The 26,746-nt window shown below is 55.9% G+C and carries 24 protein-coding genes; 4 read left to right on the forward strand and 20 right to left on the reverse strand.

Going from position 1 to position 26,746, the window contains the following annotated elements:
• Nucleotides 1-9: 9 nt before the first annotated feature.
• From O146_RS0106660 to O146_RS11370, 15 genes are all read right to left on the reverse strand, one after another.
• Nucleotides 10-1,740, reverse strand: coding sequence for a ComEC/Rec2 family competence protein (locus tag O146_RS0106660; protein ID WP_027018002.1), 1,731 nt, complete (start codon nt 1,738-1,740; stop codon nt 10-12).
• A gap of 7 nt (nt 1,741-1,747) precedes the next feature.
• A complete protein-coding gene (locus O146_RS0106665) occupies nt 1,748-2,596 on the reverse strand; it encodes a ComEA family DNA-binding protein (protein ID WP_027018003.1) in 849 nt (282 codons plus the stop codon).
• A 167-nt stretch (nt 2,597-2,763) separates the two neighbouring features.
• Entirely contained in the window at nt 2,764-3,573 is an 810-nt protein-coding gene (locus O146_RS0106670) for a DegV family protein (protein WP_023018275.1), read from the reverse strand.
• Nucleotides 3,574-4,251 carry a histidine phosphatase family protein gene (locus tag O146_RS0106675; protein ID WP_021353618.1) on the reverse strand — a complete coding sequence of 226 codons (678 nt, stop codon included), beginning with the start codon at nt 4,249-4,251 and terminating at the stop codon, nt 3,574-3,576.
• Nucleotides 4,248-4,706, reverse strand: coding sequence for a ribosome silencing factor (rsfS, locus tag O146_RS0106680; protein WP_021353617.1), 459 nt, complete (start codon nt 4,704-4,706; stop codon nt 4,248-4,250). The genes O146_RS0106675 and rsfS overlap by 4 nt, the downstream gene beginning before the upstream one ends.
• Before the next feature lie 197 nt (nt 4,707-4,903).
• Nucleotides 4,904-5,548: a nicotinate-nucleotide adenylyltransferase gene (gene nadD / locus O146_RS0106685; RefSeq protein WP_244266815.1), complete on the reverse strand. Its 645-nt coding sequence runs from the start codon at nt 5,546-5,548 to the stop codon at nt 4,904-4,906.
• Nucleotides 5,541-5,693, reverse strand: coding sequence for a hypothetical protein (locus O146_RS12625; RefSeq protein WP_155896244.1), 153 nt, complete (start codon nt 5,691-5,693; stop codon nt 5,541-5,543). The genes nadD and O146_RS12625 overlap by 8 nt, the downstream gene beginning before the upstream one ends.
• Before the next feature lie 26 nt (nt 5,694-5,719).
• Nucleotides 5,720-6,169, reverse strand: a complete 450-nt coding sequence (locus tag O146_RS11365; protein ID WP_027018005.1) for a hypothetical protein — start codon at nt 6,167-6,169, stop codon at nt 5,720-5,722.
• A gap of 53 nt (nt 6,170-6,222) precedes the next feature.
• Complete coding sequence (locus O146_RS0106700) at nt 6,223-7,524, reverse strand: glutamate-5-semialdehyde dehydrogenase (protein ID WP_021353614.1); 1,302 nt, start codon at nt 7,522-7,524, stop codon at nt 6,223-6,225.
• Nucleotides 7,525-7,619: 95 nt separating this feature from the next.
• Nucleotides 7,620-8,528 carry a D-isomer specific 2-hydroxyacid dehydrogenase family protein gene (locus tag O146_RS0106705; RefSeq protein ID WP_027018007.1) on the reverse strand — a complete coding sequence of 303 codons (909 nt, stop codon included), beginning with the start codon at nt 8,526-8,528 and terminating at the stop codon, nt 7,620-7,622.
• 74 nt (nt 8,529-8,602) lie between these two features.
• On the reverse strand, nt 8,603-9,841 hold the full coding sequence (gene proB, locus O146_RS0106710; RefSeq protein WP_021353612.1) for a glutamate 5-kinase: 1,239 nt from the start codon (nt 9,839-9,841) through the stop codon (nt 8,603-8,605).
• Nucleotides 9,842-9,897: 56 nt separating this feature from the next.
• Complete coding sequence (gene obgE / locus O146_RS0106715; RefSeq protein ID WP_027018009.1) at nt 9,898-11,427, reverse strand: GTPase ObgE; 1,530 nt, start codon at nt 11,425-11,427, stop codon at nt 9,898-9,900.
• A gap of 131 nt (nt 11,428-11,558) precedes the next feature.
• Nucleotides 11,559-11,837 carry a 50S ribosomal protein L27 gene (gene rpmA, locus O146_RS0106720; RefSeq protein ID WP_023018278.1) on the reverse strand — a complete coding sequence of 93 codons (279 nt, stop codon included), beginning with the start codon at nt 11,835-11,837 and terminating at the stop codon, nt 11,559-11,561.
• A gap of 20 nt (nt 11,838-11,857) precedes the next feature.
• On the reverse strand, nt 11,858-12,163 hold the full coding sequence (gene rplU / locus O146_RS0106725; RefSeq protein ID WP_021353609.1) for a 50S ribosomal protein L21: 306 nt from the start codon (nt 12,161-12,163) through the stop codon (nt 11,858-11,860).
• 242 nt (nt 12,164-12,405) lie between these two features.
• The gene (locus tag O146_RS11370; RefSeq protein ID WP_051619310.1) at nt 12,406-16,002 is read right to left on the reverse strand and encodes a translation initiation factor IF-2 N-terminal domain-containing protein; all 3,597 of its coding nucleotides are present in this window, start codon (nt 16,000-16,002) and stop codon (nt 12,406-12,408) included.
• A 297-nt stretch (nt 16,003-16,299) separates the two neighbouring features.
• Here O146_RS11370 and O146_RS0106740 point away from each other — a divergent pair, with 297 nt between their 5' ends.
• Nucleotides 16,300-17,025, forward strand: coding sequence for a hypothetical protein (locus O146_RS0106740; protein ID WP_027018010.1), 726 nt, complete (start codon nt 16,300-16,302; stop codon nt 17,023-17,025).
• A 302-nt stretch (nt 17,026-17,327) separates the two neighbouring features.
• On the opposite strand, the gene ndk is transcribed toward O146_RS0106740, so the two are convergent.
• The 4 genes from ndk to O146_RS0106760 all read right to left on the reverse strand — a co-directional run bounded on the left by ndk (nt 17,328) and on the right by O146_RS0106760 (nt 22,629).
• Entirely contained in the window at nt 17,328-17,738 is a 411-nt protein-coding gene (ndk, locus tag O146_RS0106745; protein WP_021353603.1) for a nucleoside-diphosphate kinase, read from the reverse strand.
• A gap of 93 nt (nt 17,739-17,831) precedes the next feature.
• Nucleotides 17,832-18,197, reverse strand: a complete 366-nt coding sequence (locus tag O146_RS0106750; RefSeq protein ID WP_081703827.1) for a DUF4233 domain-containing protein — start codon at nt 18,195-18,197, stop codon at nt 17,832-17,834.
• 86 nt (nt 18,198-18,283) lie between these two features.
• Nucleotides 18,284-19,882: a bifunctional tetrahydrofolate synthase/dihydrofolate synthase gene (folC, locus tag O146_RS0106755; protein ID WP_023018282.1), complete on the reverse strand. Its 1,599-nt coding sequence runs from the start codon at nt 19,880-19,882 to the stop codon at nt 18,284-18,286.
• The gene (locus O146_RS0106760; RefSeq protein ID WP_035000637.1) at nt 19,882-22,629 is read right to left on the reverse strand and encodes a valine--tRNA ligase; all 2,748 of its coding nucleotides are present in this window, start codon (nt 22,627-22,629) and stop codon (nt 19,882-19,884) included. The genes folC and O146_RS0106760 overlap by 1 nt, the downstream gene beginning before the upstream one ends.
• Nucleotides 22,630-22,733: 104 nt before the next feature.
• Between O146_RS0106760 and panB the strand changes: the two genes are divergently transcribed.
• The 3 genes from panB to O146_RS11375 are packed head-to-tail and all read left to right on the forward strand — an operon-like array spanning nt 22,734 to nt 25,182.
• Entirely contained in the window at nt 22,734-23,564 is an 831-nt protein-coding gene (gene panB, locus O146_RS0106765; RefSeq protein WP_027018014.1) for a 3-methyl-2-oxobutanoate hydroxymethyltransferase, read from the forward strand.
• Entirely contained in the window at nt 23,565-24,458 is an 894-nt protein-coding gene (gene panC / locus O146_RS0106770; protein ID WP_081820602.1) for a pantoate--beta-alanine ligase, read from the forward strand.
• Complete coding sequence (locus tag O146_RS11375; RefSeq protein ID WP_021353596.1) at nt 24,451-25,182, forward strand: hypothetical protein; 732 nt, start codon at nt 24,451-24,453, stop codon at nt 25,180-25,182. The genes panC and O146_RS11375 overlap by 8 nt, the downstream gene beginning before the upstream one ends.
• A 140-nt stretch (nt 25,183-25,322) precedes the next feature.
• Here O146_RS11375 and clpX read toward each other — a convergent pair whose 3' ends face one another.
• A complete protein-coding gene (clpX, locus tag O146_RS0106780) occupies nt 25,323-26,657 on the reverse strand; it encodes an ATP-dependent Clp protease ATP-binding subunit ClpX (protein ID WP_027018016.1) in 1,335 nt (444 codons plus the stop codon).
• Between the last annotated feature and the right edge of the window lie 89 nt (nt 26,658-26,746).

The following is a 26,746-nucleotide window of genomic DNA, read 5'->3' on the forward strand; positions in this document are numbered from 1 at the left end:
GTGCCACAGCTAGAACTTGCCGCTTTCGGCGCGCTGTGAGCCATCGACGTACACGGTTACTGGACCGTCTCGATTGGGGAACATAATCGGGATGCCCGCAGGGGTTGCGGTCGGCCGATCGGCCTTTCTTCCCGACGGATCGGTAACCACAATAGCTTCTGTGTTGCCGGGAATAGTCTCTGCAGCAATCTGGCCGGAATAATCTGTGATTTCTGCAAGTTCATCAATTACCAGCACGTTATCCGGAGAAATTTCTGCTGGCGCCGGTGGACGTTGGAGCCAGCCCGCAAACAACATGCCCGTAATACCGACAGCAATGGTGGTCCGCACCAAGCCCGCCAGCAAGGCTACGATTATCCAGCCATATGTAATCGCAGCGGCCCACGGAGTGACCTCGATGGTTGCCAATGGAAGGTCTTGTGCCCAGCTCGCAACGCGGTAAATCCACCACACAACGGGTTCTGCGAGTTTCAGGGCAACAGCTTCTGCTGGAAAAGGTAGTGGCAACACGGCCAGAATGGTGGCAGTCAACCCAAGCAATAAGGCGATGCTGACCACGGGGGTAACCGCAACATTGGCGAGCACACTCACCACCGAGACCCGGCCGGCCATGAGCGCCACGAGGGGCATGGTCACAATATCCGCGGCAATAGAAACCGCGAAAGCCCGGACGACCACATCAGGTAGTCGAATTCGCGCCAACGGCCGGTACAACAAGGGCACTAACGCGATGATTCCCGCGGTCGCTGCCACCGACAACGCAAAACCGAAAGTCACTGCCAAATCGCTGTCAATAAGCAAAAGAGTGATCACCGCAATGCTCAAAGCATGAATCGGTGGCATGCGGGAGGAATTCACAATGGCCGCAACTCCGACGAGACCGGTGATGCTTGCGCGCAACACAGATGGTGCCGGCCCCACCACACTGGCGTAGAAAGCCAATACCACTAGCGCTGCAATCGATTGGCCTACCGGACCACACCGTGCGACACGGGCGAGTATTACGGCAGCAGCCACAATCGTCGCCACATGCAAGCCACTCACTGCGGTGAGATGGCTTAATCCAGCATCGATATACATTTGGCGTTGCTGATCTGTCTGCGCACTTCTATCCCCCAGTACCATTCCCGGAACCAGGGCCGCGGTATGTTCACCGAGAAATTGTTGACTAGCTGCTTGCAAAGAATCAGAGATATTAGCCGCAAATTTGGCAAAACCGGTAGGAGGTTGTACTTCCAGGATCTCGCCACGGGCTACCACCGGGGCTAATCCAGGACGAGCAGATTCTTGATATGTAGCATCAACCAATATCTGGGATCCGGGAGCTATTCCAGCTGGCTGTTGTGCTGTTTGTCTGGCGGTTTGTTGCACGGTGTCTGCATCCATGCCGGTGGTAGCCGGTTTAGTGAACAAAGCCAAGTTTGGCGCAAGACCATCTACCTTGACTGGAAAATAGTATCCGCCAAATTCTAGTGCCGTACCACGCCCGGCCACCGTGGCCGACAATTGCTCCGGATAAGAAAAAGCTGCTGCGCGACGCTGGCGGGTGGCTGCCATAAACAACGCTGCACCAGCCGCGGCTACTACCAGCATTGCGTGTTGCCAGTGCCCAGTGAATATGCACACCGCACCAACCACCACGAGTAATACAACCGCCCAACCTGGGCCTCCGGTTAAGATCACCAACAGCGCAACCGCCCAACTCGTCAGTGCACTAGGCAGCAAACGCAGATCTTGCATGGCTGGTTTATACCGTTACTTCATCTTTTAGCCGGGAAAACTTCGCCGGACCAATCCCGGGCACCTCTAAAAGCTGATCTACAGCAGCAAAGCCACCATTCGCATCCCGAAACTCTATGATCGCAGCAGCTGTAGCTTCGCCTACGCCATGTAACGACGTCAGCTCAGCAGCCGAGGCAGTATTCAATGGAATCGGACCAGTATTTGCACCTGGCCCTGTACCGGTGCTGCCGTTTCCTCCGCTGCTCTCGCTGTTCGGTGCAGCAGCTAAAGGAACAGGATCATTCGGACCAAGCACTACTAACTGTTGGCCATCACTGAGTCGTTCTGCATGATTGATGCGAACCAAATCTGCTTCCGGCAACACACCCGCCACCGCCAGCGCGTCAGCGGCACGGGAACCTTCGGGAAGGGTCATTATTCCCGGGTTATGCACTAACCCCACTACCGAGACCACGATCTCTTCAACTCCGTGGGGACCCGCGGTGCCATCACCGGAAGTCTTGGCGCCTGCTGAGGCTTCCCCGGTTGTATCGTTCCTTGCAGTGGCATCACCCGCTGCTCCAGATCCTGCAGTGTCATCCCCTGCAGAGTTCCCACCGGAGGCTGCAGCAGACCCTGCTGCCAGCGCAGCGAAATCCGGCTGCTCCGAATCCGACTTCCCCGAACCTAGTTCATCCGAGCTCAACGCCCACCACAGCACGCAGCCAATCAGCGCAAACACTGCCGCGGCAATCGCTGCGGTTTGCGACAAAGAAAACCGTGGTTTGGGATAATCCACCGCCATGAGGTCTTCTTCTCCAGTCGGGCGGGTTAATTCCGCAATACGTTCTTTTAGGCGTGCTGTTGGGCTCATGGCCGCGATATTAAAAGTACAAAAGAAGAAAAAGAATACGGCCGCCAACAAGCCTGTGAAAAATTACCTGACAGGTCAACACGCTGCAGCGTTCTGTGGATAACTAACGCACAAACAACGCTATTCTTATAAAACCGTGCTAGTAAAAGCGAGCTAATAAAAACAGGCTAATCTGCCACGGTAAAAACAGCAGAAACCCCGATCGCGCCGGTGCCGACATGCACTCGCAACACTTCACTCATCTCCATGACCATCACCGAAGAACCAGGAGCTAAGGCGTCGACAAGCAAGTCATATAACGTCTCTGCTGCCTCTTCTGCCTCGCTATGCTGCACCGCGATAAACGCCGGCTCGCCAGCAGCCTGCTGAGAAATCAGCTCAACCAACTTGTTAAAGGCTTTGGTTTGGGTGCGGGTTTTCCCAACCAACTCCAACTTGCCTTCCTTAAACTGCATAATCGGCTTCGTCGCCAACAATGCGGTCGACAACATTGCCGTTGTCGTCGACAAACGACCTGAACGGCGCAGATCATCAATCCGGTGCAAATACACCCAAGTAGCAGAACGCGACAGGACCCCCAACGCAGCGTCATGACATTCATCGAGGTCAGCGCCCTGTTGTGCGAGTTTCGCGGCCGTCATCACTGCCGCGCCCATTGCCATCGCGATCGCCGGTGAATCGATAAGGCGGATCTCATCATCGTCGAAAAGCCCCACTGCCGTCTGCGCAGAGTTCCACGTTGCAGACAACTCTTTTGGCAAATGCATCACCAGCACGCCGTCCCCCCGGCTGCGCTCTACCAACCGACCATAAGTTGCCGCCAACTCCAATGACGACAACCCCGCTGTGGAACGCTCTACCGAACCATCCTTGGCAGTTTTCTCCATCACGTGCAGATCCAACACAGTGATGCCAAGTTCTGCGATAACGTCCTCGCTCAAACTAGCTGAGGAATCCGTAACCACCTGAACCGCCATTTAGTCCCCTCGACCCATATTCCAGCCTTCAAGAAACCACCGGGCACTACGCGCATCAGCCGTAGTCGAAAACCGCGGACTAGACTTCGCAGCATCCGAGTGCAATCCCGGGCGCGCGACCAGCTTGGCCCAATGTGTATTCTTCAGGCTCGTCAGCATGGGGAACTGCTCCACTTGCAAATCCAATAAAGCACAAGCCAACGCGGAAATCGCGCCATTGTGAGCAACCAACAACACCCCACCGTCGTCCCAGTCGGAATACTCTTCCATCAGCTCGTCAACAACCGGACGGATACGCTTGGACACATCCACGCGAGATTCGCCTCCCGGTGGAGTCCAGCGAGCATCATTGCGCCATTGCGCACGCGCTCCCGGATACTGCTCGTCAACCTCGGTACGAGCCAGACCTTGCCAGTCACCCAAATGAGTCTCGCGCAAGCGTTTATCGGTAGTGACTTCCAGCCCCAAACGATCAGCAATATGACCGGCAGTGGTGGCCGCACGGCTTAAATCTGAAGCAACGATACGCGTGATGCGGACGTCGGCAAGCGACTCCGCTGCCTGGCGTGCCTGGGCGTGACCGCGTTCAGAAAGCTCGGTGTCCAACTGGCCCTGCATCCGCCCGCTGGCGTTGTAGGTCGTCTCACCATGGCGGACGAGATACAGAGAGCGGGTCATGAGCGCTCCTCGCCCACCACCGGAATATCATCGATAGCCTGGGCAGAACGCACCTGCGCACCGTCGAACTCAGAATAAGTACCCGGACGTGAATATTCCACGCCATCGACTTCTACCAGTGGGCAATCGCCATACAAGCGGTCCAGGCCATAAAAATCGCGTTCATCATTGTGCTGGACGTGCACGACAATATCGCCATAATCCAGCAACACCCAGCGATAATCACGCTGGCCTTCCCGACGCAACGGCTTCCGGCCAGCGTCTTTCAGGTCTTCTTCAATCTCGTCGACGACAGCCTTAACCGCGCGCTCCGTATCCGCCGAAGCAATAATGAACACCTCGGTAATGCCCAGGACATCAGAAACGTCCATGGCAACGATATTGGCCGCAGATTTCTCATCAGCGGCGCGAACGGCCACACTCGTGAGTTCGCGAGCGGTATCAGTAGCGGTCAATGCGCACCTTCCTCTTTCTGGCAATAATTTCTTCTGACAGTAGTTAGCTCTGGCAGTAGCTTGTTCTGGCAGTAGCTTGTTTTGGGAATAACTTGTTTTTGACAGCGCACAGCTTCGTGGACTGTGCAGTGAGCGCCAAAGTTGGTCAAGCCCATGAATGGTCTAGTCACAGTTTCGCACGAACTAGCCGGTTTGGGCTAGTTTTCCGCATATAAATTGTTCTTCGAGATATACTGCACCACCCCATCCGGAACCAAATACCACACCGGGCGGCCCTGTCCAGCGCGCTCGCGGATATCGGTAGACGAGATCGCAAGCGCCGGTACATCCACCAAATCTATGCGACGCTCATGAATATCCGGCAGCATCGCCTCAGACAACTCGTAGCCCGGGCGGGTTACCGCCACAAAACGCGCCATCTCGAACATCTCCTCCCACTTATGCCACGACACGATATTCGCCATGGCATCAGCACCCGTGATAAAAAACAGCTCGGCTTCCGGGTATTTTTCCCGCAAATCCCGCAGCGTATCGACGGTATAGGTAGCGCCAACACGGTCAATATCGACGCGGCTCACCCCAAAGCGCGGATTCGACGCAGTAGCAATCACCGTCATCAAATACCGCGCCTCTGCCGGGGTGACTTGCTTATCTGCTTTTTGCCAGGGCTGACCAGTAGGCACGAACAAGACGGTGTCCAAGCAAAACTGGTCCGCCACCTCACTTGCAGCAACCAAGTGACCGTTGTGGATCGGATCAAAAGTACCGCCCATGACGCCAATGCGCTGACGGGAACCGAGCATGCTAGCACGACAAACACCGCGATTATGAGGTTTAGCCATGCACAATCCATTCTGCTAATTCATCGACCACGAGGCCATCGTTCGGATAATCAATGAGGAAATAATCACCGTGAATACCAGCTTCATCCCGCAAGGCAGCTACTGCAGAGAGCGGGGTGAGATCACAGGCGAAATCATCAGTCATACAGTAATTAATGCGCCGCACCGGAGCTAATTCCGGGCGTAACGACGGCGGCACCACTGCGAACCAGCAATGAGCCCGTTACCAACCCGTGGACTGCCCACGATAGAAGGATCGTCAGCGCCTAATTGCGGATTTCCAATATAAACCGCCCCGCGTAATTGGTTTTTCTGGTGCAAATATTTTTCCAGGTGGCTGAGCACAATCGAACCTTGCGAATAACCAAACACAATATAATCCGGGTGGCAGCCTGTGGAATCCTCAAAATCTTCCACGAAACCAGGTGCCTCGTCGATACCTGACCGCAAGCTCCCCACCACACCAGAAATTGCTTCATGCGCGATTACGCGCGGCGGGGTTTCCCGCAAAGTTTCTCCAAGACTGGCGGAAAACTCGAACGCATTCGGGTCACTACCGCGCTCAGCGAGCCCCGTGCAGCAGTAATCGCCAGCCTTGTTGCAGCACGGACTCGTAAGCATGAGGCAGTCATACCGGGGATTATTCCAGCTCACATAATCAAATGCGAGCTGACTTATGGGCGGGTGTGACCAGTGCCCTGCAAAATCCACTTGCTAGAGGTCAGCTCCGGCAAAGCCATGGGGCCGCGAGCGTGCAGTTTCTGGGTGGAAATACCAATCTCTGCACCCATGCCGTAAACCTCACCATCGGTGAAGGCAGTGGATGCATTCAGCATCACTGCAGCGGCATCGACCTCATTGGCGAACTTCTGCAAAATATCTGCATCTTGCGCGGCAATACCTTCGGTATGTCCGGTGCTCCACTTCTGAATGTGCGCGATAGCACCATCGACACCACCGACAACCTTGGCGTTAATGTCCATGGACAGGGATTCTTCTGCCCAATCTTCCTCAGTAGCTTGCACCGCGTTTTCCACACCGAAAGCGGAGAGCTCTTCGACATCACCATGAATAGTTACTGCAGCATCCTGTAGTGCGCGTACAACCTGTAGCTTGTCTTCATCACTCAATGCGGAATCCAGCAGTACAGTCTCGGTGGAGTTACACACCGAGGTACGACGGGTCTTTCCGTTAACCACCATCGCGATGCCCTTGTCAAGATCTGCCGATTTATCAATATAAAAATGGCAGTTCCCAGTACCGGTTTCGATGGTCGGTACAGTAGCACCCAACACAACCGCGTTAATCAGGCCAGCACCACCGCGTGGAATAACGAGATCCACAAGGCCACGAGCAGTAATCAGATCCTGCACGGAGTCACGGGTCTCACAAGGCAAAAGCTGCACGGCTTCACGTGGGTGACCCAATTTTTCCAGAGTGTCCTGCAAAAGTTCCACCAACTGCTTGTTGGACTCACGAGCGGACTTTGAACCGCGCAACAACGGCACATTACCTGACTTAATGGCCAGGCCAAATGCATCCACAGTGACGTTAGGACGAGCCTCATAGACCATGCCCATAACACCAAGCGGGACACGCACCTGCTTCATCTCAATGCCGTTGTCCATGGTGGAACCTTGCAGAATCTCGCCTACCGGATCCTGCAAGCCAGCGACCAGACGCAAGCCATTAGCGATACCCGCGATGCGCTCTTCATCCAAACGCAAGCGATCTAACAGCTGATCACTCAGGCCAGCTTCTTTACCATTGACGATATCGCGCTCATTAGCGCCAAGAATAATAGAAGTGTTATCCAGCAAATGCTGGGCCGCAGTTTCCAAAATTTCATTCTTCTGCGGAGTTGAAAGTTGGGCAATCACCGGGGCCACGTCCTTAGCGGCACGGGCCTTGGTGAGAACCTCTTCGCGCTCCTGGGCGCGTTCGGGCGACAAGTTTTCTGTAGCTTTGTCAGTCATGTCGCCCAGTATACGTATTTAACAGCCTGCTTCCAGGCTTAAATAAAACGGCTGTCCGGCTTAGTAGGCCGCTGAAATTATGAAGGCTGCTGAAATTAATAGCCTGCTGCAACATCAACTTCCGTCGGCATCTTCTCGCCAGCCGCGAAAGCTTCCATATTTTTCAGCATGTGCGCGCCGATGCGCTTACGCACCGAATACAGCGGGTTCGCCAAATGTGGAGTGATGACGCATTCCGGGATCTTCCACAACGGGTGCCCATCCGGCAATGGTTCAGGTTCAGTGACATCCAAACCAGCACCAGCGATGACACCATCACGGAGTGCGTCGACAAGATCATCGGTGTTGACCAAAGGTCCACGACCCACATTCACGACGACGGCGCTATCTTTCATCTTCGCAAAAGCATTGGCATCCACAATATGGTGGGTTTCCTCGGTCAACGGCATCAGCAGCACAAAGTAGTCCGCGCGCGGCCACACCGAATCCAACTCAGTGCTTGGCACGGTCTCATCCGCACCTTCAACGGGGTTACCGGAGCGATTAACCGCAATAATCTCCGGGCCAAAGCCAGAGAGCATGTTAATTAATTCCGCGCCAATTCCACCCGCACCGATAATGGCAACGGTAGAATCTTCGCACAAAAATCGCGTCTTAGCTTCTAGCTCCTCCTGCAACCAAGTTTCCGCCTGCGTGGACGGTTTGTGTGCATGCAGTTGCGCCAAAAGAAGCGCAATCGCAGACTCTGCCACGGTCTTGTCGTACAGGCCGGCAGCATTTGCCCACCGGGCCGACGACGCCTTCATCTGGTCGACGAAAGCATCCACGCCGGCCAGGTGCAGCTGCACAAAACCAAGGGATTCTGGAATCTCCGGCAGCTCATCCGGCTTACCGTTAAACAACATGCAGTCCGCGTCGTCGATGTCGTCGACAAGCGTGTGGCCGGCGTCTTCTAGGGTCTTTTGTACTTTATCCCAGCTGTGCGGGTACATAAGAAACTTCATGGCCCCCAGGTTACCGGGATTTTCGGCGAAGCAACCAATCCTAGCTTCTTCGCCACAACTTCAAGACACCAGTTTTACAGACGCGAAGCGTAGTTCGAGAGGTAGTCAGCATGCACAACCGGACGTTGCATTTCCTCCGGCATGTCTTCGGTCTTCTTACCCATGATCGACTTCAACGCCGACGACGAGTAGTTGACCTCGCCACGGCCGACGACCTCAGAATTCGGTCCAACGATATCCACAATTTCACCGGCACGGAATTCACCATCAACATCGGTGATACCGACTGCCAGCAGCGAATTACCGCCACGAGTAACTGCCTTGAGCGCACCTTCGTCCAAACGCAAAGTTCCACCGGAATCGGCAGAATAGAGTGCCCAGAATTTCCAAGCGGACAAACGGCGTTCTTCACGAGTGTGGAATACGGTACCAACTCGGGCATCTTCCAACGCCGGGCCAATATTATCCGCCGACGTGAGCAGCACCGGCACGCCGCCGCGCGCTGCCAGGCGAGCTGCCGATACTTTCGAGGCCATTCCGCCAGTACCAACCTTGCCGCCGTCACCAGCGGCAACGCCTTTCAGGTCTTTACCAGTGACAACTTCGTCGACGAAGTTAGCATCTGGCTCCGCCGGATTCTTGTCGTACAAGCCATCGACGTCGGAAAGCAAAAATAGCGCATCCGCGCCAGTCAAGTGGGCCACGATTGCCGATAGGCGGTCGTTATCACCAAAACGCATTTCGGAGGTCGCCACCGTGTCGTTTTCATTCACGATCGGTACCGCACGCAAAATACGCAAACGATCGATAGTACGCTGCGCGTTCCGGGTGCGGTCGCGTCGGCCAGCATCCGAGGCAGTCAACAAAACCTGCCCGCACGTACGGTTGTAGCGGGCGAAAGAGCGCGACCACTCATAAGCCAAATGCACCTGGCCAACCGCAGCAGCTGCCTGCTTGGTGGCAAGGTCCTGTGGACGTTCCGTCAAGCCCAGCGGCTTCATGCCAGCGGCGACAGCTCCCGAAGAGACCACAATAACGTCGGAGACTTCCATACGCGCCTGCAACGCATCAACAATGTGATCGATCTTTTCCGGGGAGACGGAAAAATCATCCGTCAGCGAGGAAGAACCGATCTTGACGACGACGCGCTTGGCTTTCGTAATCTGCTCACGCAAAGCAGATTCGTGGCCCATGGCCAAGCTATCTTGTGCTTCTTCCGGCGGATCCGGGAACTTCGCTTCCGGCGAATTATCCTGGTACGGATCCAACGGGAGGTGGGCATGAATGTCACGGTCATGGGCGTTGTGAGGCATACTGCTTAGTCTACAAAAATCCGCGCGCGATCTCACCCATCACACGATCTGAATGCTTAACCCTGCCAACGCTCGCGATCTGATTGTTCTTCGTCGACGTCTCCATAAACCAGTTCGTCGATCAGGCCGCGTCGCGCCTGCGAAGCACGCTTACGCTCTGCCGCGGTAGCACGATCCGTGGTTTCCAATCGAGCATCACGTCCACGACCAGCCAAAGTTGGATCGCCGCCGATCATCGGTTCCCACTCGAAAGTGATCTCGCCGATGGTCACCGGGCAGCCTTCCACCGCGCCTCTGCGGAAAAGCTCTTGTTCCACACCGGCGCGAGCTAAACGGTCAGACAAATAACCAATCGCTTCGTCGTTTTCGAAGTCCGTCTGGGAAATCCAACGCTCAATCTTCTTGCCTTCGACGATGAAGCCACCTTCCACCTGTGGGTCTTCGCGCACTGTGAAATCAGCATGATGGCCGCCCTGTTTCGCACCACGCCCCATAACAGCCTGCGGGCGGATAACTTCTGGCGCCGGTTTTTCTTCTCCAACTGGGCGCTCTGCCCGGTCTGCATCCACAATTTCTGCGAGTTTATAGCGCAATGCATCCAAGCCCTGCCGCGCGACAGCTGAGATGATGAACACCGGCCAACCAAACTGTTCTTCCAGGTCCTCTCTGACAAATTCTGCCAACTCACGGGCTTCTGGCACATCGGCTTTATTAAGCACAATCACTCGTGGGCGTTGCATGATATCGCCCAAACCTGTGTCTTCTTCCAAAGCATCTTGATATTGCGCTAGTTCATGTTCCAAGGCTTCAATATCCGATACCGGATCACGACCTGGCTCAATAGAAGCTGTATCGACGATATGGGCTAGTACAGCGGTACGCTCAATGTGGCGCAAAAACTCCAGACCGAGGCCTTTGCCCTGGGAAGCACCGGGAATTAGGCCGGGCACATCAGCAATAGTAAATACACTGTCACCAGCAGTAACCACCCCTAGGTTCGGGCTCAAAGTGGTGAATGGATAATCACCAATTTTCGGCTTTGCTGCAGACAGAACGGAAATCAGAGACGATTTACCGGCCGACGGGAAACCTACCAGCCCCACTTCGGCAACCGATTTCATTTCTAAAATCAGATCATGTTCCTCCCCGGGCTCGCCTTTCAGCGCGAAACCGGGCGCTTTCCGGGAGGCATTAGCAAGAGCCGCGTTACCCAGGCCGCCATATCCACCTTCCGCAGCCATGAACCGGGTGCCAATTGTGGTCAAGTCCGCCAGCATCTCGCCTTTCGCATTGCGCACGACCGTGCCCACGGGCACCTCCAAGACTAAGTCTTGGCCACGCTTACCCTGGCGATGATCTCCTTCACCGTTGCCGCCGCGTTCTGCCTTGATGTGCGGTCGGAAATGGAAATCTAACAGTGTGTGCACCTGGTTGGAGACTTCCAGGATAATGTCGCCACCATGGCCGCCATTACCGCCGTCGGGGCCACCGAGAGGTTTAAATTTTTCGCGGTGCACCGAGGCACAGCCGTGCCCGCCGTCGCCTGCAGATAGGTGCAGGGTTACTCGATCGATAAAACGAGACATGGCGCGGGCCCTTTCTAGAAAAATGTTGGCGGTGCGTTAGACCATTATTTAAGCAAAAAACGCGCAGCCCCACATTCAGGTGGGAACTGCGCGTTGGAACCGTGTCGGTTCCGACGAGAAGCTCAGGCTATTTATGCGCTGGCTTCTGCGGCTACTTCTTGTGCCGGAACGATGTTGACGACCCGACGTCCGCGCTTAACACCGAAGCTGACGGATCCAGCTTCGAGAGCGAACAAGGTATCATCGCCACCACGGCCGACGTTCTCACCTGGGTGGAACTTGGTGCCACGCTGGCGAACGATGATCTCACCAGCGTTCACTTTCTGTCCGCCGAATCGCTTAACGCCGAGACGCTTGGCCTCGGAATCGCGACCGTTCGAGGTGGACGATGCGCCCTTCTTGTGTGCCATTGTGCTATCCCCTTAGTGCTTTACTTAATTCCGGTGATCTTGACGACGGTCAGTGGCTGACGGTGGCCCTGACGACGCTTGTAACCAGTTTTGTTCTTGTACTTCAGGATCCGGATTTTTGGACCCTTGGTCTGTTCTACGATTTCAGCGTTGACAGATACACCGCTGAGCTCATCAGCCTTGGTCTTGACGGTTGCGCCATCGGCGAGCAGAACCGGGGTAAGAGCCACGGCATCGCCTGGCTCGCCCTCAAGCTTCTCAACCTTGACGAGGTCACCTTCAGCAACCTTGTACTGCTTTCCGCCGGTCTTGACGATCGCGTACATGGAGGGTTACCCCTTATCTATACTCGACTCGGAACATACCCACCGCACACTGCCAAACAGCCGCGGTGCGTAAGCCCCAAGATGGACTTTAATTACTTAAGCGTTACTTGCCACGCTATCCATGTGCCAACTAGATAGCCACCTAGATACGGCTATCTAGCAGCTGTCTGGATAATGATGCGCAGGCTCATAACAGCGACTGTCCAAGACTACCGTGCACACACCCAAAAAGACAAACCCAACTATTTCTTTACTGGGCGTCGCACAACCCGACGCCGCCGTGTGCTTTTGCGCACAGCCGCGTCTTTAGCACTGTGTTGATGTTTCTCACCACCGGTGCGGTGCGTGCTATCACTCGCGTCGCCAGCCTGCTGCTGCGTCGCTGTCGCCTGCGAGTCATCGCCTGATTGGGAAGCCACCGCAGAAATCCGCCGCACTACTCGACGACGCTTCATAGACTTACGCACTGCCTCCTCAGCAGCCCCTACAGCCCCTGCTGTTTCTGTAGCCTGTGCAACTGTGTCCTCGTGCTCCTTGCGGTTCGTGAGGATTCTCTTGGTCGGCGCTGTCTGATTGCTTCCCTGGGTGTCATCCCACCGGAAATCCGCCCTGCGCGGACGGTGATCAGAACGGGAATTACCACGAGTACGACGGCGGCGGCGCGGACTGGACTCAAACTCTGCAACCGCTTTCTCGTAGGCGTTCTTATCACCTACAGGTTGCGTGTCTCCGACGTTTTGCTTCTCAGCGCCGTTCTTTGCCTCAGCGCTGTTTTTTGCCTCAGTGTCGATTTGTTTCTCAGCGACGTTACGTGTCTTAGCGCCATCTTGTGCGGCAACCGAAGCTTGCGACACAACATCATGAGCACGCTTGTTCCTACGATTCTTGCCACGCTTAGCACGGCCAGATTTCGCCGAGCCAGTTGTTGGCTCATCCGAACGATCCGAAGTTCGAGCCTTTGGCTGTTGCTTGCCAATCACGCTAGCCGCCAAATTTTCAAATTCTGCGGCTGCAGCACGCTCTCGTTCGCGTTTGCTCTTCGGGCTCTCGTCCTCATGCACGTCTACTGAAGTCGACGCAGTCACGTCCTCATCATCAGCCGCATCCGCATCATCACTTGCGCTAGCACCATCCGCGCTAGCGTCAGAGCCTGCCAACAGTACGCGATCACGACCATAGCCATTGTCTGGCTCATGATCGTGCGCCTGTGCCGCAATTTCGGCCTGTTTCATGGCATCAACAGGATCACTGTTGATCAGCACTCCCCTGCCCGAACACGTCGGGCAGTCTGCCGCATAAGCTTCCAATAAGCCGGTACCAATACGCTTTCGGGTAAGCTGCACCAAACCTAAGCTGGTGACTTCCGAAACTTGATGACGGCTACGATCCGAAGTCAAACGCTCTTTCAACCGACGCAACACCAGATCCTGGTTTTCTTCCAAGATCATGTCAATGAAGTCAATGACAATCATGCCACCCAAATCTCGCAAACGGATCTGGCGCACAATTTCGTCTACAGCTTCCAAGTTATTGCGCGTGACAGTCTCCTCCAGGTTACCGCCCTTGCGCTTACCAGTGAATTTCCCGGTATTAACGTCAATAACGATCATCGCTTCCGTCCGGTCGATGACCAACGAACCACCGGATGGCAACGGCACATTACGCGACAAGGCCACTTGGATCTGTTCATCAATGTGATATGCAGTAAAGGAATCCTGGTCGTTGAAAGCCTTTGGGTCGTGCTTTGTAATTCGCTTCAACAAATCCGGAGCCACGGACTTCACATAGGAGTAAATGACTTCATAGGCCCGATCACCGTCGACAATGAGCTCAGTGTAGTCCTCGTTAAACAGATCGCGAACCACCTTGACCAGCATATCTGGTTCTTCGAAGAGAGTTACTGGCTCGGTTGATGCAGACTGCATCTCATCTTCCATGCGCTGCTTAATATGCAGCCACTGGTTGTGCATGCGGTCCACATCAGCAGCAATGGCACGCTCCGGCACGCCTTCGGCAGCCGTGCGGATGATCGTGCCACCATCTTCCGGTACGACGCGCTCCAACATGTCTTTCAAGCGTTTCCGCTCTTCCGCCGGAAGTTTCCGTGAAATCCCAGCATTACGCCCGCCTGGCACATACACCAGGTACCGGCCAGAAAACGAGATATGCGCGGTCAGACGCGCGCCCTTATGGCCCAACGGGTCTTTCATGACCTGCACCAACACTTGGTCGCCAGGCTTCAAGGCCGCTTCAATACGACGCTGGTGTCCGCTGAGGCCGCGTGCTTTCCAATCAACTTCCCCGGCATAAAGGACTGCATTGCGTCCCTGCCCAATATCGATGAACGCTGCTTCCATGTTGCGTAACACGTTTTCGACGCGACCCAGGTAGATATTTCCGATCATGGAGCCTTGGTTTTCCGCATTGACAAAATGCTCGACCAACACGTCGTCTTCGAGCAGACCGAGTTGAGTAACCGTACCTGGCCCGTCCATGCGTGGACGCTCGCAGACAACCATTTTGCGCGTGATCGCTGCTCGACGCTCTTGGAATTCACTTTCGGAAACTATGCGTTCTGTCTTGCGGCTTTCTTCCCGCAGCTCGTTGCGACGACGGCGCTGTGCTTCCAGACGGTCGGAGCCGCGCAAACCACGTGGCTCGTCAATCTTTTCGACGGTGTGCTTGTTGTCCGCAGCTTTGTCTTTATTTTTGGCATCACCGGTGTTTTTCGCGTCACCAGAATTTTTTGCGTCGCCGGAATTTTTTGTGCTGGCAACTGCTTCTTCGACACTGCCTTGTGAACCTTCGTTCGAGGACTCCTGGGCACTCTCATCAAAACCGCCGTCTTTCTGGGAAGCGACGTTGCTTCCAGCAACATGGCGATTATCATCACCCTGATCAGCGTCAGCAGTCTGCACCGATTGCGCGCTACCACGCCCACGCGATCCGCCACGGCGACCACGGCGGCGTCGACCGCGGGAATTAGTGCTGCTCCCACCGCGATTATTCGCGGAGTTGTCGTTACGCACCGCGTCATCACCCGTTAGGCCATCACCCGTTAGATCATCGTTGCCCGCTAAGTCATCTCCCACCAAATCATCGGAAGCGACTGAGTTGGATGAATGAGCCGTCGCATCGCTTGCTGCGGTCCGCGCACCATTTCTCCTTACACCGCGCGAGGTTTTTCCAGCACGGTTACGTCCCCGGTTATCGCCGTTTTCTTCAGGTGCACCGGTTGCATCCTCGGCTTCTTCCGTAGCGGCGATGATGTCGTCAATCTCAGATTCGGCAACGTCCGGACCAACGTCCGGTGCACGGAATACCGGAACGTAGACATTCATCCTCGGTTCTGCTGGGGCGGGCACATTCGGAGCTGGCTCAGGCTCATCAGCTACCGAAATGTTTGGCAGATCCGCAGCAACTTTTTGCACGATCTGGTTAATTTCATTTTCCACGTTTTTGCGCACCCGGTGGCGCAATTTCTCTTCCGCTTCGTGGTCTAGCGTCGAATCTGTTTGCTTTGGTTGCTGCGCTTTCTTGCCATGCGTATTTTCGCTCTTATCGGCCGTTTTGCCTTCGGCTTCGCTCTGTTCAGCCTTGCCAGCTGTGCCCGAATCGGCTTTGCCTTTGCTCGCGATATAATCCAGTACGGCAGTGACCTCGTCCGGTGCCACATTCGACTGGGCACGCTTAGAAATCTGCAAATCCGCTAAAACTCCAATGAGCTCCCGCGAACTCAACCCTAGATTTTTCGCCAACGTATACACGCGGGTCTTTTCCGGCCATGCCGCGCTTGTCAGCGTCGAAGCTTTTTCAATTGTCTCTTTGGTGAAATTCACCGTTATCTTTTCTCCTGAGCTCGTCTTAAACCCCGGGCGCAGCCACCTGGCCGCTGCCGCGCAGGGCATCGAAAATATTCAAATATAAAGCCCACACCGGGCTCGTCATACAAAAACTGTGTGCCGTAACGTTCTTCCAACCGCACTCGCGGGAACAACACAGTTGGCATTATGTCACAGAATTCTTGCCGACGGATAGCCGCAAAGCACAACTTCGCCCACAGTTTCCTCCCGCTAGCTGCGTGCCATCTGAACAATCGAACTCGGCAACTCGGCGATTTTGATTAAAATAAGGACATGCTCAGTAGAAAGGGTCACCACCGTTCGATAACTACACAACTGCTTTTCAACGCTGGCGCCGCCGTGCCCGCAGGGCTTGGTTATTCGTTGCTACTGCACGAGCACTGGTTAGCAGCGGTACTCTGCTTCGCCTGTGCCATCGGATCCGGTGTCTGGCTGTTCCATGATTACCTAGTCTCCGTTTCCACCGAGGAATACCGGGACACCGATTACACCCCGCAGCAAAAACTCATGCTGTACCTTCCAATATTCCCGTGGAGTGTCATTCTGCCGCTGCCAATCGCCCAGTTAGACGGCGTTCTTCATCCAGCTGCCTCCATTGCGGTGACGGCGGCGGTGGCGACCATCGGCTTTGCTTTCCAGATCCTCGGCACCAATATCGGTCCGCGTCGCGTCGGCAAGCGTCGAATCCAACAGGCCCTGCGGAAAAGCGATATGGAAGAAATCACCAGCGAGCGACTCGAACTGGTCGCACGCCATCCGAAGGTACTGCGGGACCTGGCGGCCGTCGGAGCCGGGGATAATGTGTTCGTCATGGTCGCAGAATTTGCGGGCGCCATCCACCGGGACACCGATGAAGTGATCACTGAACTGGAAGCATTGCGGAAAGCGCACCTGGTCGAGGCCAAGAAAATTACCGTGCGCGAGCAGCCGCACAAGTGGCAATATAGCTTAACCCCCACCGGTATTCAGTGCTTGCAGCACTACCAGCAGGGGCGTTAGCGAAGTTCAGTGTTACAGGGGATTGCGGTTGCGCTCCCGCTAGCACGGGGTTTGTTAGCACGGGGGTGAGCAGCGCTCAGCGCCACCCTTGGCATAGACGCTGGCGGCAATCCCTAGCTACGGTCATGTGTCTTTTTTACAAATAGTGCTACGAAATCGCCGGTTTTGCGGCCACTATTTGCAAAATTCGCACATAAACTGCGTCGGGTTATATAAGTGCACGGAACGAACACACCGAGTGGATACAGATTCTTGGAACCGGAACCCACTGGTTACAGATCCTTGGAACCAGATCCCGCTGCTTACAGGTTCGGGAACCAGATCCCGATCTCGCGCTCTGCGGATTCTGGGGAATCAGAACCGTGGACGACGTTTTCTGCAACGGACAACGCAAAATCACCGCGGATGGTGCCCGGGGTGGCCTTGCCGACGGGATCGGTGCCGCCAGCCAGCTGGCGCCATGCGTCAATGGCGCGGTCGCCTTCCACGATGCCAGCGATCAAGGGCGCGGAAGTGATGAAATCCACCAGCTCACCGAAAAATGGCTTATCGGCGTGCTCAGCGTAGTGCTTTTCTGCGGTTTCACGGTCTGCCACACGCAAATCGAGTTCTGCCAGACGCAGTCCCTTGCGCTCAATGCGGGAGATGATCTCTCCCACGTGGCCATTCTGTACACCGTCAGGTTTGATCAAAATCAGAGTACGTTCAGTCATGGTCTCTAGTTTACAACTTGTTTCAATGAAAACTTCTTCGGTCTAGCACTTCCCAGCCGACACCAACCCCCGGAAATTCCACGACTAGCGCAGCTAGTCTGTACCCAAATGCTGAGTGGTTAGCAAGCCACGCCGCATGCGTTCCAACAACATCGAGCGCAAATACAGCATGAACGCCCAGACAGCAATGAACAACAGCATGATGACGCCAATGGACCAGTGGATGAAAAACGTCAACAACCCGAGCGCTTGCAGCACCAGAATCATGGGGATAGCCCAGGACTTGCGCACGAAAAAGACTGCGAGCACATGCAAAGCCCCGAGCACCGTTACCGCGACCCAGTTCGGCGTCGTCCAATACACGCCACCATCAATTTTTAAAATGACGGTAAGACCCAAAAAGATGCTGATCGCTTGCATGATCAGCGTGCCCGACATCATGCCGGCCAACCCACGCATGGGGTCTTTTACCGGCGCTTTGCCCGGGCCCAATGGGCCGTACTCGGCAGCGTGGCGGTTATTGTCGTGGCGGGAAGTCTGATCTGTCACGACGGTTCCTTTCCAAATAACGTGCGCGCTTCCCCAGCGGTAACCACCGAGCCGGTGATCACGATGCCAGAGCCCGATTGCACCTCGGCATCTTCTGCCAATTCCACGGCCAGCGCGTAGGCACCAGGCAGATCGTCGATAGTGTGCACGCGCTCTTCACCAAAGATTTCCACGGCGTATTCCGCCAGCGTATATGCGTCCAGAGCTCGCGGAGAACTGTTTTGGCTAATAACCACTTCATCCAGATGCGGTTCCAAAGCCAGCAATACGCCCTTGGCATCTTTGTCGTCGAATACGGCTACCACGCCGATGAGACGCTGGAAATTAAAATCACGCGAGAGCGCCGCACCCAGTGCCTGCGCACCATGTGGATTGTGCGCTACATCGATGAACGTAGTCGGCGAGGTGCGCACGCGTTCTAAACGGCCCGGCACCGACACGGTGCGGAAGCCTTCCCGCACAGTATCCAGGTCAAGCCCGTGCCCGGCGCGAGCTCCAAAGAACGCTTCTACCGCTGCCAGTGCGCACGAGGCGTTCGCTGCCATGTGACTACCCGAAAGAGGGATGAAGATCTCTGGGTATTCCCCACCAAGCCCGCGCAGGTGCAATTGCTGCCCACCTACAGCGACGGAGGTTTCCAGCACCCCAAATTCGCTGTTATAGCGCGCTACACCGGCTTCCACTTCGACGGCACGGCGCAGAATCACGTCCATGGCTTTCGAGTCTTGTTCTCCGATGATCGCGATGTTCTCGGAGGGCTTCAACACGTCGTCCAGGTCATCACGTTGTTTGATGATCCCGGCTTTTTCCGCCGCGATTTCTTCGATGGTCTCACCCAGGTAGTTCTGGTGGTCCAAGCCCACCGGCATGACGACGGAAACTTCCGGGTTCACCACGTTGGTGGAATCCCAGGTCCCTCCCAGGCCAACTTCCACCACCGCGACTTCCACCGGAGCATCCGCAAACGCGGCATAAGCCATGGCAGTCAGGATCTCGAATTTGGATAAGCGCACGTCGAAATGCGCGTCGGTCATCTGCACAAACGGCTCAATTTCTTCCCATTGGCGCACGTATTCCCGCGCAGGAATCGGGTTACCGTCCAAGCAGATGCGCTCGGTAACCGTCTGTAAATGCGGCGAGGTGAACATGCCAGTGCGCCGATGAAAACCACGCAGTAGCGAATCAATCATGCGCACCGTCGAGCTTTTACCGTTGGTACCCGCGACGTGGATAACGTGGAAGTTTTCTTGCGGGTTGCCCAATAAATCCAGCAGGTACTCTATGCGTTCCAGGCTCGGATCGATCTTCGTTTCTGGCCAGCGGGTATCGAGTTCCGCTTCCACCGCAGCCAGCGCGCTGAGTTCTTCTGGCGTGGCTTGCAGCGGGGCTGGCGCGTTGCGTTCTTCATCCGGCAATCCCAGGTTGAGTTTCAACCCGTGCTCGTCGACTTCCACCGCATCGCCGGCCAAGGCGGCGAGGTCCTGATCTAACTCGCTGCTCTCGGAATGGTCTGTGTGTTGGTGACCATTGCCTGTGTTCTGGCGCTCATGGTCTGCGTGTTGACGATCATGGTCTGCGTGTTCGTTTTCTGTCACTAGCCTAGTGCCTCCAGACGCGCGCCGATGCGGTCAACTTCTTCTTGTGCCAGCTGTTGGCGGTCTTTGATCTTGTCGACGACATCTTGTGGTGCCCTGGCCAAGAATTTCTCGTTTTGCAGCTGGCCACTGGTCTGGGCCAGTTCCTTTTCTGCCTTTTTCAGGTCCTTCTGCAGTCGGGCACGTTCTGCTGCCACGTCCACGGCACCAGAGGTATCCACCGCAATGGTGATCGTGGCCTGGCTGAGACGCACCTCAACGGAAGCAGACTCGGTGAAATCTGCGCCTGGTTCTTCCACGTTTGCCAGGTTGCGCACCAGGTTTTCCTGTCCAACCAAGTCGGCAGCAGCAAAATCCAGCTTTCCGGGAATCTTCTGCGACGGCTTCACGCCCTGGTCCGCACGGAAGCGACGCAGCTCGGTAATCAATACCTCGGCATCGGCAATGCGACGTGCAGCAACCTCATCAACCGCGACCCCACCGTTGGTATCAGCTGCGGTAGGCCAATCTGCTACCACCAGAGATTCGCCACCGGTCAGCGCCTTCCACGTCACTTCGGTCACAAACGGCATGGTTGGGTGCAGCAAGCGCAGCACCACGTCCAGCACCCGTCCCAGCACGATCTGGGTATTCCGGCCTTGGGCAGACTCCCCCTCGCGTGGGATCTGGGTTTTGGCGATCTCGACGTACCAGTCGCACAGCTCACCCCAGGCGAAGTGGTAGAGCAGCTCGTTGGCTTTCGCGAATTGGTAGTCGTCCAGATACTTGTCTACCTGCGCGCGTACTTGTTCGGTGCGGTCCAAGATCCAGCGGTCGGCGTCGGTAAGCTCACTGCGCTCGGGCAGCTCGCCCATACCCGCACCGTTCATCAACGCGAACTTGGTGGCGTTAAACAATTTGGTGGCAAAGCGCTTCGAAGCCTCTGCGGCCTCATCACCCACCGGCAGATCCACGCCTGGGTTTGCGCCACGCGCCAAGGTAAAGCGCAAAGCGTCGGCGCCGTAATCGCGTACCCAGTCCATTGGGTCAATGCCGTTGCCCAGTGACTTCGACATCTTGCGGCCGTGCTCATCACGAACCAAACCATGCAGGTAGAGATCCTTGAACGGCACCTGTGGCCGGCCGTCAGCAGCCGTGCCGAAGGTTTCCGGGTCCTGTTGAGCTGCGAAGGTGCCGAACATCATCATGCGGGCAACCCAGAAGAACAAGATGTCGTAGGCGGTGACCAGCACCGAGGTTGGGAAATAGCGCTCCAGGTCAGCGGTTTTATCTGGCCAGCCCATCGTGGAAAATGGCCACAGTGCAGAGCTAAACCACGTATCCAATACGTCGGGGTCTTGCTCATAGCCTTCTGGGGCTTGCTCATCAGGGCCGACGCAGACGATGTCACGCTCGCCGTTTTCATCTTCTGGCCCGTACCAGATCGGAATGCGGTGGCCCCACCACAACTGGCGCGAGATAGTCCAGTCGTGCATGTCATCAACCCAATCGAAGTAGCGCGGCTCCATCGACGTCGGGTGAATCTTGGTATCGCCTTCACGCACGGCATCACCAGCCATCTGTGCTAGCTTGTCCACCTTCACAAACCACTGCAGCGACAAACGCGGCTCAATCGGTTCCCCGCTACGCTCTGAATGACCCACCGAGTGCGTATACGGGCGCTTCTCCGCAACGATGCGGCCTTGCTCCGCCAAAGCCTCACGCACTTTTACGCGGGCTTCTTCACGGCTCAACCCATCAAACTGGGTACCGGTACCAGCGATATGGCCGGTGGTATCCATGACCGTGGGCATGTCCAGGTTGTGACGCAAGCCCATCGCGTAGTCATTCGGATCATGCGCCGGGGTGATCTTCACGGCACCGGAACCGAATTCTGGATCTACGTAATCATCGGCGATGACTTCCAGCTCCAGATCGTCCCGGAATGGGTGCGGGAACTTCTTGCCCACTAGGTGGGTATAGCGCTCATCATCCGGGTGTACGGCCACGGCGACGTCGCCAAGCATGGTTTCTACACGGGTAGTGGCGACGATGACGTGATCTTCGTCGTCGGCAAGCGAGCCGTAACGCAGCGAAACCAGCTCACCGTCGACGTCTTTGTGTACGACCTCGATGTCACTGACCGCTGTTTCCAGCACCGGCGACCAGTTAACCAAGCGGTGCGCACGGTAAATCATGCCCGCGTCAAACATCTGCTTGAAAATGTGCTGCACGGCGCGCGAGAGCCCCTCATCCAGGGTGAAGCGCTCGCGCGACCAGTCGACGGAGTCACCAATCGCACGCATCTGCTGTTGGATGGTGCCGCCGTATTCTTCCTTCCATTCCCAAACCTTGGCAATGAAATCTTCCCGCGAGTAATCCCAGCGAGATTTGCCTTCCTGCTCGCGCAGCTTCGCTTCCACCTTCGTCTGGGTAGCAATGCCTGCGTGATCCGAGCCCGGCAGCCACAGCGTGGAAAAACCCTGCATGCGCTTGCGACGGATAATCGAATCCATCAACGTGTGATCCAACGCGTGCCCCATATGTAACTGCCCGGTGACATTCGGTGGCGGCAAAACCACGGAATAAGCAGGCTTGTCCGCATCTTCGTCCGGGCGGAAATAGCCCTTCGACTCCCAAGCGTCGTAAAGATCTTTCTCTACCTCGCCTGGCTGCCAGTTCTTCGCAAGCAGATCGCTACGGTCGCGACCCGGCGCGGCATCGGTTGCAGAATTACGGTTATCTGGGTTTTGCTGGTTCTCCGTCATCACGGCGACTATTCTAGCGCCCACCCGCAACCTGGGCCGCAGCGCTACAGGAGTTGCCCAGTAGATCCCCAGTAATAATCCGCCACACTGCTAAAATCCGGCCTATGTCTACCCAACCGTCTCTTCCTGCAAAACGTCTGCGCACCCATTATTTTTCTCGCGCAAAAGCCAACGGCACCCCTTTCACTGCACTGACCAGCTACGATAGCCTCACCGCCAGCATTTTCGACGACACCGAGATTGATCTGCTGCTGGTGGGAGATTCCGCGGCCAACGTCGTGTTCGGGCACAGCTCCACTTTGCCGATCACCACCGAGGAACTCATCAGCCTGTCCGCTGCGGTGGTGCGCTCTACCCGCCGCTCATTCGTTGTCGCCGATCTGCCCTTTGGCAGTTACGAAACTTCGCCAGCCCAAGCCGTGGATACCGCGGTGCGGTTTATGAAAGAAGCCGGCGTGCAGGCGGTAAAAATCGAAGGTGGTGTGGAAATAGCTCCAACCATCAAAGCGCTTGTCGACGCCGGCATTCCGGTGTGCGCACACATTGGTTTTACCCCGCAAGCCGAACACGCGCTCGGCGGCTACCGGGTACAAGGCCGTGGTGAGGCCGCCGCGCAGCTACACGCAGACGCCCAGGCAGTGGCAGAAGCGGGGGCTTTCGCCGTCGTCATGGAAATGGTACCCAGCCAACTAGCTGCTCAGATCACCCGTGACTGCCCTATCCCCACCATCGGCATCGGTGCAGGTAACGAGTGCGACGGCCAGATCCTGGTCTGGACTGACGCCTTCGGTCTGGGCACTGGAACGCCGCCGCGATTCGTGCGCCAGTACGCCAATCTTGCCGACGAGCTACGCAAAGGTGCTCGCGCTTACCGCGAGGATGTTGCAGCCCGTACGTTCCCGAATGACGCCGAATCATTTAGTGACGAGAATTAAATGCAGGTCTTCCACACTATCTCTGACGTACGCGAGTTTTGCGTAAAAGCACGCTCGGCTCCCACGGTGGGCACAGCTTCCACAGCCGACTCGACTGCCACGGTGGGTTTGGTTCCCACGATGGGCGCACTGCACGACGGGCATGCCAGTCTGGTGCGCGCCGCACGCGCCGACAACGACATCGTCGTCGCATCAGTATTCGTTAACCCACTGCAGTTCACCGACCTGGGTGATTGCGACGACTACCGCAACTACCCACGAAACCTGGAACAAGACGCAGAATTCCTACGCACGCTCGGCGTCGATGCGGTCTTTGCTCCCAGTGTCGACGAAATGTACCCGGGTTTTTCTGCATCTCCAGACCAGCACCCACAAATCTGGGTACGCACTGGCCGCATGGGCGAGATTCTAGAAGGTGCCTCCCGGCCTGGACATTTTGATGGAGTCGCAACCGTCGTCGCCAAACTGTTTCAGATCATCCAGCCAGACCGGGCCTATTTCGGGCGCAAAGATGCCCAACAGCTGGCGATAATCCAAGCCATGGTGCGGGATCTGGATATTCCGGTGACTATTCACGCTCTTCCCATAGTGCGCGGTGTAGACGGGGTGGCAGAATCCAGTCGCAACTTACGCTTAAGCGCGCCACAGCGACGCGCTGCCCAAGCCCTATCTCAAACCTTATTTGGGCTTCGCGACGGCGAATTCACTAGCGTAGAAGCAGCTAGAGACCATCTAGCAAGTTGCGCAGGGGTGGAGCTAGATTATTTCCGTGTTGTCGACCCAGCAAATTTACGGGACGTTCCTGCCGATACCCGCCCAGCGCTAGCCTTGACCGCAGCCTGGGTAGGCCCGGTTCGTTTGATCGATAACTTGGCTTTGGAGACGTATGAATAATCGCGACGATTCCGCAGAGCTGTCTGCCATCATCAGCGAATTTCTCCGCAATGGTTACGAGCACGCAGATTTTTCGTGGCTCGTGAATTCAGCTGCCGAAGGGAATGCAGACGCAACCGGGGTGGCGGGTGACAAAATAGCCCGGGAAAAACCAGCCAGTAACGAAACAAACGTCGACAAGCACGAGTTATATGCCCAGGCCATCACAGCCTGCATGGAAGCGATTACGCCCCCGGCAGAAGCACTCAATGTCGATTCACCTGTGCCCGCAGAATGCATGGCACACATTGTCTCCGCCCTGTTTACCCAGTTAGACACGCACCGCGAGGCTGTCGCCTTGTTAGCCGCAGATTCCCTACACCCGGTGCTAGAAACCGGAACTACCACCACCATGATGGAATCATCGGAGCTTGGGCTACATCTGGACCGGGTATTGCTACGTGGCCAAGAAGCCGGCGCATTTCGGCCCGGTATTTCTGCCAACGACGTGTTTTACATAATCATCTCGCTGAGCTTGTTCCGGCTCAATCACCGGCACCTGATGGCCACAACTGCCCAGGTCGATACGCTTTCAGCAAGCAATTCGGTGGGAATTCGGCGACTCGTCATCGATGCTGTGTTGTCGTTTTTGACCTCGAATATCGAAGATTCCGAGCACGAATCCTATCTATTCACCAGCGACGAAGAACACGACGGTGGCGGGCTCGGGGTGTACTGGGACTAAACCCAGCCACAGCCTAGCCCTAACTGCAGGCCAGCCCTAGCCACAGCCTAGCCCTAGCTGCAGGCCGCAATCTGAGCCCCTACCCCAGGGGATAGTCCGAGCCCAGCCTGGGCATGGTTTTGCGCTAGGACTGGTGCTTGCTATGCCGATTGCATGTTTTCGGAATAACGCAGTTCGGGATCATCGTCGCCACGTACCGCGGCAGCAGTGACAACCACCTGGTTGATGTCTTCCCGATCCGGCAAATCGTACATCACGGGAACCAACAGGTCCTCCAAAATCGCGCGCAAGCCACGGGCACCAGTGCCGCGGTCAATCGCCAAATCTGCGATTTCCCCTAAGGCGTCGTCGTCGAAGATCAGCTCGGCACCGTCCATAGCGAACAAACTCCGGTACTGCTTAACCAGCGAGTTCTTCGGCTCAGTGAGCACCTGTACCAACGATGCACGATCCAGGTTTTCCACCGTAGCTACCACCGGAAGGCGGCCAATAAACTCTGGAATCAGGCCGAATTTCACCAGATCAGCGGTACGCACCTGCGAGAACAACGCCGCGTTGTCGGTGTCTTTGCGGGAGTCGATCTCTGCGCCAAAGCCCAAACCTTTCTTGCCGACGCGCTCCGCGATTACTTTGTCCAGGCCATCGAAAGCGCCCGCAACAATGAACAACACATTGGACGTATCCAACTGAATAAATTCCTGGTTGGGATGTTTACGCCCACCCTGCGGTGGGATGGAAGCGGTCGTGCCTTCCAAGATCTTCAGCAACGCCTGTTGCACGCCTTCACCTGACACATCTCGGGTGATCGAAGGGTTTTCGCTCTTGCGTGAAATCTTGTCAATCTCGTCGACGTAAATAATGCCACGCTGCGCGCGCTCCACATCAAAATCGGCAGCTTGCAACAACTTCAGCAGGATATTTTCTACATCTTCACCGACGTAGCCAGCTTCCGTTAACGAAGTAGCGTCCGCAATCGCGAATGGCACATCCAGCATGCGTGCCAGCGTTTGTGCCAGGTAGGTTTTGCCCGAACCGGTAGGGCCCAACATCAAGATATTGGATTTCGCAATCTCGACTTCTTCATCCGCATGGATGGAATCGGCCCGCCCGCCATATTTCGAGCCCGAGGTTTTCTGTCCCCCACCGGCACCGCTGTGGGTAAATTCGTCGGCGCGCATGCGCTTGTAATGGTTATAAACTGCCACCGACAGGATGCGTTTGGCCTGGTTTTGGCCAATGACATAGTTATCCAGGAACGCAGAAATTTCCGACGGCCGTGGCAGACGCTTGGCATCGTCGGATTCCTGTGCGCCCGGCTCGTTAGCGATTTCTTCTTCGATGATCTCGTTGCACAGTTCAATGCACTCGTTGCAGATATACACACCGCCACCGGCGATGAGTTTTTTCACCTGTTTTTGGCTCTTCCCACAGAAGGAACACTTCAGCAGATCAGCGCTTTCTTGCATACGTGCCATAGGATCTTTTACGTACTTCTCGTTTCGCGGTCGTGGACAGGTGCGTGAGGATATTTCTGGCGCCACAAGGCAGCCAGATTATTGTCTCT

Source organism: Corynebacterium pseudodiphtheriticum DSM 44287, assembly GCF_000688415.1.
GTDB classification, from domain to species: domain Bacteria; phylum Actinomycetota; class Actinomycetes; order Mycobacteriales; family Mycobacteriaceae; genus Corynebacterium; species Corynebacterium pseudodiphtheriticum.